This is a genomic window from Undibacterium sp. GW821-FHT11H02 (genome assembly GCF_058808015.1).
The window spans coordinates 25,650-37,713 of the sequence record NZ_JBXARG010000006.1; the positions used below are offsets into that span (position 1 = coordinate 25,650).

Annotated in this window: 9 protein-coding genes; 2 read left to right on the top strand and 7 right to left on the bottom strand. The window is 48.0% G+C overall.

The features are described from left to right. Positions 1 to 137: 137 nt before the first annotated feature. Positions 138 to 938, top strand: coding sequence for a hypothetical protein (locus tag AC1RR2_RS07940; RefSeq protein WP_493221723.1), 801 nt, complete (start codon positions 138 to 140; stop codon positions 936 to 938). Positions 939 to 1,066: 128 nt separating this feature from the next. Here AC1RR2_RS07940 and AC1RR2_RS07945 read toward each other — a convergent pair whose 3' ends face one another. From AC1RR2_RS07945 to AC1RR2_RS07975, 7 genes are all read right to left on the bottom strand, one after another. Beyond that, positions 1,067 to 1,780, bottom strand: a complete 714-nt coding sequence (locus AC1RR2_RS07945) for an RES family NAD+ phosphorylase (RefSeq protein ID WP_493221724.1) — start codon at positions 1,778 to 1,780, stop codon at positions 1,067 to 1,069. 48 nt (positions 1,781 to 1,828) lie between these two features. Next, positions 1,829 to 2,233 carry an MbcA/ParS/Xre antitoxin family protein gene (locus AC1RR2_RS07950; RefSeq protein ID WP_493221725.1) on the bottom strand — a complete coding sequence of 135 codons (405 nt, stop codon included), beginning with the start codon at positions 2,231 to 2,233 and terminating at the stop codon, positions 1,829 to 1,831. Positions 2,234 to 2,410: 177 nt separating this feature from the next. Continuing rightward, complete coding sequence (locus tag AC1RR2_RS07955) at positions 2,411 to 3,553, bottom strand: VWA domain-containing protein (protein WP_493221726.1); 1,143 nt, start codon at positions 3,551 to 3,553, stop codon at positions 2,411 to 2,413. Beyond that, the gene (locus AC1RR2_RS07960; RefSeq protein ID WP_493221727.1) at positions 3,550 to 5,913 is read right to left on the bottom strand and encodes a DUF5682 family protein; all 2,364 of its coding nucleotides are present in this window, start codon (positions 5,911 to 5,913) and stop codon (positions 3,550 to 3,552) included. The genes AC1RR2_RS07955 and AC1RR2_RS07960 overlap by 4 nt, the downstream gene beginning before the upstream one ends. A 10-nt stretch (positions 5,914 to 5,923) precedes the next feature. After that, on the bottom strand, positions 5,924 to 7,018 hold the full coding sequence (locus AC1RR2_RS07965; RefSeq protein WP_493221728.1) for an ATP-binding protein: 1,095 nt from the start codon (positions 7,016 to 7,018) through the stop codon (positions 5,924 to 5,926). Continuing rightward, positions 7,015 to 8,712, bottom strand: a complete 1,698-nt coding sequence (locus AC1RR2_RS07970; protein ID WP_493221729.1) for a DUF5691 domain-containing protein — start codon at positions 8,710 to 8,712, stop codon at positions 7,015 to 7,017. Before AC1RR2_RS07970 ends, AC1RR2_RS07965 begins: the two co-directional genes overlap by 4 nt. A 7-nt stretch (positions 8,713 to 8,719) precedes the next feature. Beyond that, the gene (locus tag AC1RR2_RS07975; protein WP_493221730.1) at positions 8,720 to 10,099 is read right to left on the bottom strand and encodes an SWIM zinc finger family protein; all 1,380 of its coding nucleotides are present in this window, start codon (positions 10,097 to 10,099) and stop codon (positions 8,720 to 8,722) included. Between the two features lie 241 nt (positions 10,100 to 10,340). Here AC1RR2_RS07975 and AC1RR2_RS07980 point away from each other — a divergent pair, with 241 nt between their 5' ends. Then, positions 10,341 to 12,059, top strand: coding sequence for a molecular chaperone HscC (locus AC1RR2_RS07980; RefSeq protein WP_493221731.1), 1,719 nt, complete (start codon positions 10,341 to 10,343; stop codon positions 12,057 to 12,059). Positions 12,060 to 12,064: the final 5 nt, after the last annotated feature.

Sequence of the window (12,064 nt, forward strand, 5' to 3'; positions counted from 1 at the left end):
CGCGGATGTTAGTATCTGAAAATTCAGGTCGCACGAAGTAAACTGCGTGCTTGGAATCAAGCGCTAAGGGAAGCAAAAAGAAAGAAGCAATTCGTCCTAAGCGATCTCATGTTGTTACTTAAAGGTTTTCAAAGAATATGAATCACGCCTCCATCATCAAAATTACCAATCGCGTCGCACTGTATGCGACCATTGCTTTGTTCTATTGGGTCGTTACATTTTTGACGATCACCATATTCGATTTGAAAATATTTCGTGGACATATGACTGAGACCTTCTATCTCAGCATATTAGGGATCTTTGCAATTCTAGGTAGTTCTATCGTATTGAACCTGATGTCTAACCTGTCAAAGATTTCCGAGTCAATAACTGTCAACGATGCAAGCACAGTTTCGACTCATCGTTCTTCCAGAGTAAAGTTCTATACGGCTGTGGCATCGGTGCCAGTCATTGTTGGCTTGCTATTTGCGGGTAATGCACTGTCAGCACAAAAGAAAAAGGAATTATTAGTGTCGGCGGCACAAGCAATGGTTGCTGAAAATCAAAAAGAACTTAGTAAGCTCGCTGTTTATGAATTTAGTAATGCTTATGTCGAAGATGCCGCAAAGATTCTTTCTGTGATGGCGAAAATTGACAAGAATTTTCCAGAAGTGAAAGTGATTGTTCCCGACTCCATAGGAGACAAGCGCGTGTTTTTGGCATTTCAAGGCAACACTTACGACTCCTCAAAGAAAGTCGAAGAGAAGCAAGACTATATTTATAGCTCGACTAAGGACGAGCGTGCGTATTTAGAAAATGCTTTTACAAAGAGCCAAATGGACATGCGTTTTCGTGCTGAAAGTGGTAACTACGAGCTGTATTTGCCTTTGAAGTTACAGGGGAAGGTCATAGTCCTCTATTTTTCAGATTTTCAACGCTATGGCAAGTTTGGTTCTTAAAGTGAAAGCTTGGAATGCGCTAACCCCGCGATCAAAGTTTGGCTTAGTTTGTCGTATGCCCTTATTCAACTTGAGTTTGAAGTGATGAAAAGATAGCTTAAACATCATCTTCTAATTCAATAAACCGATCAACAAGCGCAAACCGAAATCGTCAACCACGCATCTCCCGTCTGTTTTTCGACATAAATCTTATCGCCATCAATACGATAAGATAAGTGGCAGCAGTGGCGCGGACCAGATAAGACATTGGGATTGAGGATCACAAAGCAATGGCCAGATGGATTGCGTACTGAGTGGGTGATTAGTCCCGGGTGCCCCTCACGGTGTAAACGAGTGCCGATAGCCTGTGTGTAGCTATAGTCTGTCTTGTGCATCAGGCCTGTTTGGCTTTTGTGGAAAGGGCGTAAGTCAAGTAGCGCTGCATCGCAGGCGACGGTGTAGACCTTGCGTTCCGCTCGAACATTCTTCTCTTGAAAACCGGCGTCCGTCAATAAACCGTGATACCAGTGATAGGCAGTTTCGTATGCCGTGGTTGCTATCGATTCTGCACCGTACCAGACCCCAAATTGCCCATCAGAATAACGACTCGCTTGCCAATGTTGAAAAGGCCAGGTGATCGCATTGAACCAATGCGCGTCCTCAAATGGTCGGTGGATGATCGGTGTTGCGGAGATAAAGGTCGGGGGCTTTACTTCATCTTCCACTTGCTGTGCCAAGGCCCAATCGTCCGGTGCATCACTTAAGTCGTCGAATAAGTCTTGTGAAATTTGGAGTGAGACGATATTTCGATAGACGTTTTCATGAACGTCATGGAGTTTGACTTTAGAAAATAAGGATTGCATGCGTGGAGAGGGCTAGAGGATGTCGATGAAATGCGATGGACCAAAGAATTAAACCCCACGAGCGCGATCAAGATAGGAGCGCACCATCAACAGCCCAGTAAACCCCCATTCACGAACGACCTGCACTGGCGATAGATTATCGAAAGCACGGTTGCGGGTCGTCATCCAGCAATAAGCCAGTTCACGATTTTGTGGGAATAGCAGTCGCAAATTCTTATGAATCCCGAGTAGATGTCCGACTCGCTCATATTGATCACGATTGGTGCCTATCGCTTCGCCTTTGCGATATCGCGTCAAGGTCGCGCGATTACTGGCAGCAATGCCGAGCAATGCAGCTTGATCTTCGGTCGATAATTGCCAATGATCCATCAGTGTCATCACCATCTTCGCCAAGGCACCACGATCCTCCGAGGCGGGAATGTGCGGTTCTGCTTGTCGTAATAGGCCAGACATGGATGCGCTCCTATTCATAAAAAGGCAAAGGTAAAAAAGAAACTGGTGTTGAACTATAGCATTTCGTTTTAATGGAAACAAATTTTGTTGCAATAAAAACGGTTTAGATGTGTTTTTAAATTGCTTTTTATCTATTTGCATGGGCCTACTAGGTTTGATCACTGTGTTTCTACTCGTTTATTTCGCGTTGGCTTGATTGGCAGCCCAAGCCGCAATATCTTGTTTTTGTATCGCCATCGCCATTAAAGTTGGGAATTGATCAGGCGTACAGGCAAAACAGGGGATACCCATGGCCGCCATAACACTCGCATGGTGTCGATCATAACTTGGTGCGCCTTGATCATCGAGGGCGAGTAGAGCAATGACTTGTACGCCGCTATCGACCAACGCTTGCGCTCGAGCTAGCATTTGATTGGCGTTGCCACCTTCATATAAATCACTGATCAGTACAAAAATCGTATCTTGCGGCCTCTGTATCAAACCTTGGCAGTAGGCGAGGGCGCTATTGATATCGGTACCACCGCCGAGTTGGGTGCCGAATAAGACTTCAATCGGGTCTTCTAACAAGTGACTTAAATCCACCACGGCAGTATCAAAGACCACGACTTGGGTACTGACCGCTTTGATGCTAGCGAGTACGGCGGCAAAGACACTGGCATACACCACCGATGGTGCCATTGAACCACTTTGGTCTATACATAAAACGATATCGCGCAGGCTTTGTCCTTTGCGTGCAAAACCGATGCGGCGCTCAGGAACGATGGTTTGGTAATCCGCTTGGTAGTGCTTGAGATTGGCGCGGATGGTGCGTATCCAATCGATTTCATTGTGACGAGGTCGGAAATTGCGGGCGGCGCGGTTTAAGCTGCCAGAAACGGCCTGCCGCAGCGGGTTGGCTAATTTTCTCTCTAACTCTTCCACCACTTTGCGCACCACCAGTCGTGCCGTCTGCTTAGTTTTGTTCGGCATGATGCGATTGAGCGAAAGCAGCGTTGCGACTAGATGGACATCTGCCTGAACTGTTTGTAACAACTCTGGTTCCATGAGCATTTGTTGCAAACCAAGACGATCCATGGCGTCTTTTTGCATGACTTGCACCACGCTACTGGGAAAGTATTCGCGTATATCGCCTAGCCAACGTGCCACCGTTGGTGCTGAGCTTTGCAGACCCCCTTTGCGATTTTTATCGTCGGGTTCATACAGCGCCTGTAGTGCGCGATCTATGCCGATGTCGGTGGGGGAGAGTGGCAGATTATCGGCTTCACTACCGAGTATTAAACGCCAGCGACGATCATTGAGTGAAGGAGAATTGGTGCTCATAGTTTGTTTAAGATGATGGCGTTTTGATCGGTAGTCGGCTGTAGGGATGGATCTGGAGTCCGTTCACTCACTGGGGTGAGAATCTTGGACAAGATGGGGAGCATCAAGCGTGCACGCTGTTCGTTAATGACAACTTGCTGGTTCGTTTTACCTTGCAGTTGAACGAGACCAGTCGAGACCTTTTGACCAAGTTGACGGCGCTCCGCTGCTTCAAAGTGGCAGAAGCTACGTCGCAGCAATGGCAGTAATTCAGTGAAAATCTCTTCTGATAAACCAGCTACCCAATCCTGCAAGATTTGCCATAATTGATCGTTCATGATCAGCAATAAACCGCTACCTTGCAAAAATCCTTCTAGCCATTCAGCGCTGGCAAGTGGATTGATTGGATTGCTGCAAGCTAGCGACAGCGCCGATGCACATCGTTCTATGTCCCACGCTTGATGATCGATCAGTAGGCGGACCGCACGACCCGCAATCAGTGCGTGATTGTGTGGCGAACTGGTTAATTGCAGAGCCGCTAACCAGGCATTTTTGTATTCTTCTTGCTGTAATAATTGCAGAGCCTGATCTGCCAAATTGATTTGTCTCAGTAGCGTCTGTGCCGCATCGCTATTAATGCCATGCGCTGCAATCGGGAGGGCAATGCAGGCACGTTGCACCAAACCAGCAAATACCTCTGCCACCATATTCAGATCGGTACCACGCGTATTGCCATAGCGAAGAATATTCGCCAGCGCGGGGAGGGCTTCCAATAAAATCCCCGCGTCATTCGTGTTGGCGCTGAGTTTTTGCATCGCCTGCATCAGTGTCGGTACCGCTGATTTGATATCCGCTAACAGCATATCTTCTACCAACTTAGATAGCTGCGGAAGTTGTTTGCAATGCTGTGCCTGATGACGCAGTTTGGCATCACATGCGCTTTCTAGAGTCGCGCCCCAGACATTCGCTTCTATCAGACCTAATTCAAATTCAGCTTGCCAAGTTAAACGCCAATGCTCATGAAAGCTACCACTCTTGCCATTGACTCTGAGCGTTTTACCCCAGTGAATGCCAAGTAAATTCAAACGATGTAAAAAACAGCTTTTTTCTAAATGCGCTTCTTGGCGCAAGTCTAGTTCGAGATCGACGTGCTCAATCTTTGGCGCTAGACGCAGACGTTTTTGCAGCGCTCTGACATCAGCTACCAGCGGTAACGTCGGGGTCTCGGATGGAATGCTGCCGAGACGGTCATTGATGAGTAATTGATTTTGAATCAATTGCATTGGTGCGTGACTATTCCCAAACAGCACGCTTTGCAGTGACTCTAGTAGCTCGTCTAGGCCGGGGCGAGAACGATCACGTAAGCTGGCGAGTGAATCTGCCAGACGTAGTACTTCTATCAAATGCGCAGACGATGCATCCAGATCATTTTTTCTGAGTAGACGCATGGCATCTGTCAGCCAATACATGGCCGCTTTTTGCGGTGTATTCCAACAGTGGTGATACCAACCTGGTGCTTGTACACCCGCACCGTAGCCACTGGCGGCAGACAAGCGGCCATAAGTCCAAGGTGTCCAAGTGGCTGTAACTTTAGCTTTGTTCAGGTTCTTGAGAATGTCAGTATCGGACTTGGCGCTAGGCATGTTACGCAGAGCAGGCACATGCCAGGCTCCGCACACCACGGCGATTCTCTGGTGGCCTTGTTTCATCGCTTGTCGTATCGTTTGCCGCATATAGGCTTCGCGCTGCGCTTCACGTAGGCTGAGTTTTTCGCTACTTTCCGATTCTGCGCTTAATTCCTTACGAGCGACGCCCATGATTTCTTCGATCGCAGCGAATAGATCGAGACTGTCTTGACGTTGTTCCACCAGATGATCCCACCAGGTTTCGCTATCGCTGAAGCCTGCAGCTTGCGCTAGCCAAAGCAATGGATCGGTGCGCAGTGGTGTAGTCTTTAGATCTTCATCAATTGATGTATTTGGCTCCTGTAAAGTAATGTCCAATGCATTAGATTCAGTTTCGGTTTCAGTGTCGGATACAGGCTCAGCAGCCAGACTCATCTCTTCCGCCAGCCGATAGGCTTGAGGCAGATCCATGAAGCGTGTTTCTACATTGTGTTGTTGTCCGTAGAGTATCGCTTGCCATTCTGGCGAAAATTCGGCAAAAGGATAATAAACCGCATGTTGTGGCATGGCAGGTGCATACACCAGAATCGCGACAGGTGTTTGCATGCCTTCGGCACTCACCAGCGGCAGCAGCGTATCGGCTTCCGGTGGGCCTTCGATTAAAATACAGTCAGGTTGCAATTCGTGGAGAGCCTTGACCAGACTGCGAGCGCAGCCTGGTCCGTGGTGCCGAATGCCGAAAAGATGAACCGCCATGATGCCTCGCTTAGATGACTTCGCGACATGCGCGGTATAAGTCTTTCCAACCATCGCGCTCTTTGACGACGGTTTCTAGATATTCGAGCATGACCACGCGATCTTGTACCGGGTCTTTGATGACGGCACCAATCACGCTACTGGCTAAATCGGCACCACGCAAACTGCCATCACCAAAATGTGCTGCGAGCGCCATGCCGTTAGTGACGACCGAAATCGCTTCAGCCGTACTCATACTCGCGCTTGGTGATTTGAGTTTAATTTTGCCATCTTCAGTTTGGCCTGCACGTAATTCACGGAATAGGGTGACGATCCTGCGTATCTCTTGTAAAGCTGGTTTTTCAGCAGGTAACTCCAATGATTTACCAAGGCTGGCAACACGTGATTCAACGATTCTGACTTCCTCTTCTGCTGTCTCTGGTAGCGGCAAAACGACAGTGTTGAAGCGACGTTTTAAGGCACTCGATAGCTCATTGACGCCACGATCGCGGTCATTGGCGGTGGCGATGACGTTGAAGCCCTTGTTGGCCTGAATGTAATCGTCTAGCTCAGCAATTGGTAAAAATTTCTCGGACAACAAACTGATAAAGCTGTCTTGCACTTCGGCAGGAATTCGGGTCAGCTCTTCCACCCTGGCGATTTTCCCTTGTTGCATGGCGCGCATAATCGGGCTGGCGACAACTGCCTCCATACTCGGCCCTTTGGCTAGGAGTTGGGCGTAATTCCAGCCATAACGTATGCTTTCTTCGGAAGTGCCGGCGGTGCCTTGCACGATTAAATTGGAATTGCCACAGATGGCTGCTGCCAGATGTTCGGATACCCAAGACTTTGCTGTACCCGGTACACCGAGTAACAAAAGCGCTCGGTCAGTTGCCAACGTCGAAATGGCGATTTCTATGATGCGCCGATTGCCTATGTATTTCGCGCTAATCTCAACACCATTATCGAGTTTGCCTCCAAGCAGATAGGTCGACACTGCCCAGGGAGACAGTTGCCAATTAGGCGGACGTTGCCGTTGATCGACTTCTTTTAGCGCTGTCAGCTCGTGCGCATATTGTTGTTCTGCTTGTTGGCGTATCACTTGCTCAGTACTTGCTTGTGTCATGTCGAGGTCTCCATAAAACTGTGTTTAAGTTGGTGGCGAAATTGTAAAGTGTCGCGAAATTCATGAACCGCCTCGCGCCAGAATGACCAGTGTTCCCAGTCATCGGTTGGCCAGGATTGCGCGATATAAGATAAATCGCTGGCATCTAACCAATAGGCAATTTGTTTTAAATGCTGACGCAAATCCCAGCCCGTCTGTTTACTCTGTGCCATCTGCCTTTGCACATGTTTGAGCCAGGCGTGTGACAGTGCTGCAGATACTGTCGATGTTGACTCAGAAATCGATGCAGATGCGGCACTTTGCTGTTGGCTCCAAGCGTAGAGTAGGTGTAAGTCTTGGCGCGAATAGTTTTCCATACAGGCGATCAATAATCGATCCTGCGTGCTGGGTGTCAATTCGCGCAAGCGCTTGACTATGGCGTGGATGAGATTGAGGTCGACATGGATTTTGTCTTTGCTGATTTGGCTGATTAGCAGCTCTATCCAATCGGTGTAACTTGGATCACTCAAACGATCTTGTCCTTGTTCACATAGGGAACTGAGTAATCCCTGTAACAAGGCATCCTTAAATTCATGTTGCGACAATAGTTGTAAAATTTGCGTTGGTTCTAGCTGCCAAGTGTTGACCCAATGTTGTGCTGGGGTGCAGCGCATCAAGTCGCGCAGCCATGCAGCTTTCTCTCCCAATCCTGGATAGTTTTGCAAGCCTATGCCATCGCGTTTCATACTCTTATCTGCAACCTCTGGTAACTGAACCGTTAAATTCGCTTGTAGAGGATTGGCACCGAGCTTGGAGAAGAAGCTTCCTAAAGCCGCGTTGATACCCGTCGATTTTTCGAGTTGAAATATTCCTTGTAAACGAGCTAGACAGCGTTGCACCAATTTTGACTCAGGTAACTGTCGTAGTAATTCCTGCGCTACGGTTCGTACTTCTTTGCGTTTATCGTCTAAGGCGAGTTCGAGAAAATCTTCATCATCGGTCGTTAATCCGACTTGTAGACATGCGAGCAAGTTGGCACGATTTTCTGGGGATTCGTTTGCCCAATCCTGTTGCAATAATTCACGAGCATGTTGGGGATTACGTAAACGTAAATTTTGACAGATGTCCAAACGTTGTTGAGCGCTGGCCAGGTGCCATTGTTCGGTCAAGGATTCAGCGCTTGCTTGTTTATCGCTGTTTAGCAAATACTGTGTTTGCCAATCAGGATGCTGTGCAACCAACCACTGGCCGCGTATGCCCAATACAGGCTTGAGCATGTTTTGTAAGGACGGATTTTTGTTGGCTTTGTTGAGCAGTGGCACCAAAAAACGCGCAGGTAAGCTGATTCCTTTAGCATGAGCGTACTGCAACCATTGCTCCAGTAAATCGGCATGAATGTCGCGCAGCATTCGATGTAAGAGTTCTTGTGCCGCTAAAGGGCAGTTTTCAGCTTCTGTAATTTTATTTGGCGAAAGTGAGGTGCCCGCTTGGGCATGACTGTCATTCAGTAAAGGCGGTGTATAGCCCGCGCGTTGCCATAAATCGTTGGCGGCGATACTTTGCCATAAACGTAAATGGGGCGAGTCGGCGCTTTGTAATAAAGTCGTTAATTCGGATGCGTTACTCAATTCATCCTGTTGCGGATGGAGCGCACAACGTGAACTGCCTACCAATACGGCTTTATGAATTTTTTCAGGAAGTAAGATATCGCTCATATCGCGTTCACTCCGTATCGAAACTATGAATCTGCTGATGCGCTGGCAAACCGGCGGCCGCCAATACACTAAGCGGCATGAATTCCAAGCCGTTCCAGAGGCCGAAAATGGTGCAAGTAGCGCCACCACTTAAGGCGTGTAAATGCCAACTATGTTTGAATTGCGGCGCAAGCATAATTTGCTCATTTTCCGCTGTGATTAAGGTGCATTTTGGAATAAGCTGATTGACAAACAAGGTACGAACATCGCTGAGTATGATGGGCAGTGCATCGACGAAAGGATTGACGGCTAGCTGCTCTGCGAACCATTGTAATTGATGAGAAAACACCTGCTTTTCCAGACTGAATATTTGCTCCTGACAACGCTGCAAGTCGCCACTGACTTGTGCTCTGAGTGGTGTCGCAGATGGATAGAAGTGCACGCCGCCTTGATAAACGCTGCCAGTCAGGTAAGGGCTAGGCAAGCTTTGCCCACCTGCGGCAAACTGAAGCAGCATGGCGGTCTTATTTGTGCGCATGCCCCAAAGATAACAGGCACGACGACTAAGGCGCGCCTCATGATGAGTATCGTTCCCCAAAACTAGCCAATGATCTTCATAGGCATTTTGTTTCAGCGCATCCTCTTGGTTGGCGACCCAACCTATCGCGGTGCGGACATCGATTTGCCGCTCAGACGTCAACAATTCCGGTGCCTGTGTCATTTTATTGTAGGTTTGCAGCAAGAGACTGAGCTTACCAAGCTCGCGTGCCACTGGGATTTCCCATGCCGTCTGACTCGAACCGTAAATTAGCATGCCGATATCGCGTATTCTGGTGGCGAGTCCTGCAGCTTGTGCATCGATCATGCGGGCAGCCATAGCTTCCCAAGCGCTGGCGGGTTTAGCGCGTAATCCAGCCAAACCTTCGGTCGCCAAATCACTTAGCCATGTCTCTAAAAGCGCGATACCGTTGGCAACATTGGTTTCACGTTTGTCTTGTCGTTTTTGTGCGGATTTTTCACGACTGGCGAGATCCTCCGCCGTTAGCGTTTGAGTCTCTTCAGCTTTACTGGCTTTCTTTTCCTGCCGTTGTTCGCGCCCCTTCAACCACTCGCTTACCCATTCTGGTTGAGCGTGCTGAAATTGATCTTTCTGTTTTGTGTAAAGTAGATAGAGTCCCAAGCCATGCTTGCAGGGAAATTTACGACTAGGGCATGAACATTTAAAGGCTGGTGTGCCAAGTTCGATTTGCGTGCGATATGGTTCTTTGCCGCTACCTTGGCAAAGTCCCCATAAAGCTTCTTCGTTGGCGCCAAGTTGTGACCAATAGCTGAGATTGGCTTGCCCACTTCCTGCTTTTGCTGAAGCAGCATCCGGTGCCAATGCTAAAATTTGTTCCGCCGTTAGCATGTTTTGACAAGTTAAAAAAGCAAGCAGCTTATCAGAGCCCTTGAATGAATTGTTAAAAAATCTCGTGTCCGAATAAATTCATTGACGCATTTCTTGAGTATCTGGGCATGTAAAAATTGTCAAGCAAACTGATTCCTTTTACAATGCTTCAGGTTCGTCAACACGTGAATAGCAAGTGCACAATATCTGCAGCGATAGATAATGTGCACTTATTTTTTTGCTCAGAATAAAGGTGTGCAGCATGATAATCGGCATTGATTTAGGTACGACCAATAGCTTGGTAGCAATCTGGCGTGATGGGAAATCGCAATTGATACCTAATAGTCTGGGCGATACCTTGACGCCGTCTTGCGTCAGTCTTGACGAAGACGGCAGTATTTTGGTCGGACGTGCCGCCAAAGAGCGTTTACAAACGCATCCAGAATTGACCGCTGCTGTGTTTAAACGTTATATGGGCAGCGATAAGAAAATCAAATTAGGTAAGCGAGAGTTTCGTGCGGAAGAGCTGTCGTCCTTTGTTTTGAAGAGCTTAAAGGCGGATGCCGAGGCCTTCCTGGGTGAAGCGGTCACCGAGGCGGTGATCACGGTTCCTGCTTATTTTTCCGATGCGCAGCGTAAAGCGACGCGCACTGCTGGGCAACTTGCTGGTTTAAAAGTCGAGCGTTTGGTGAATGAACCGACCGCTGCGGCTTTGGCTTATGGCATGCATGAGTTTAAAGATGAATGTCGCTTCCTGGTTTTCGATTTGGGCGGCGGCACATTCGATGTCTCGATTTTGGAGATGTTCGATGGCGTGATGGAAGTGCGGGCTTCTGCCGGCGATAATTATTTAGGTGGTGAAGACATCACTAAGATCATGGTCGATGCCTTTATTGAAAAGCATGCCTTTCCACCCAAGGTGCGTAATGATCCCCGCTTTATGCAGCAGCTGTTTGCGGCAGCAGAGAAAGCGAAACGCGATCTGTCGTCGGAAGAAAAAGCGAAGATGGAAGTGCAGACCACGGATGCACTTTTGGAACTTGAATTCGACGAAGAGAGTTTGTCTAAATTAGCTGCACCATTGATTAAGCGTTTACGTGAGCCTGTCGAACGCGCTTTGCGTGACACCAATTTACGCAGCAATCAACTCGATAGCATCGTGTTAGCGGGTGGTGCTACGCGTATGCCGATTGTAAAGCGTCTGGTGACCTTAATGTTCGGCCGTTTCCCCGCTAGCGAGATTAATCCTGATGAAGTGGTGGCGATGGGCGCTGCGGTTCAGGCTGGCTTAAAGATGAAAGATGCAGCACTTGATGAAGTCGTAATGACCGATGTCGCACCTTACTCCTTAGGTGTGGAAGTGGCGATGCGTTTGGCGAATAACAAAAATGTCAGTGGGCATTTTTCACCGATTATTGAAAGAAATAGCACGGTGCCTATCAGTCGTGTCGCGCAATATTATCCGATTGAAGACAATCAAAAATTATTACAGCTCGATATTTATCAAGGCGAATCACGCCTCGTTAAAGATAATATTTTATTGGGTTCATTGGAAATTAATTTGGAGCCATTGCCACGTGATCAGAATGGTGTAGATGTGCGATTTACCTATGATGTGAACGGCTTGTTGGAAGTGCAGGCCACCGTGATTCGCACGCAAAAAGTACAAAAAATGCTTATTCAAGGCAATCCAGGTTTGCTCACGGAGGATGAAATCGCCCAGCGTCTGGTCGAATTGGAAAAGTTGAAAATGCATCCGCGTGATGCGTTGGAAGTTCGCACTTTGTTGGCACGTGCAGATCGCGTGTATCAACAATTGAAAGGCGAGGCACGTGATTGGCTGAGTCATCAGATCGCTGAATTTGAACGTGTGATCGAAACGCAAAATCCTAAACTGATTGCGCCAGCACAAAAGCAATTTTCCGAAGCACTAGATCAAATCGAGCAAGACGTCGTATTGCATCCCGATTTCACTGAATAAGCAAA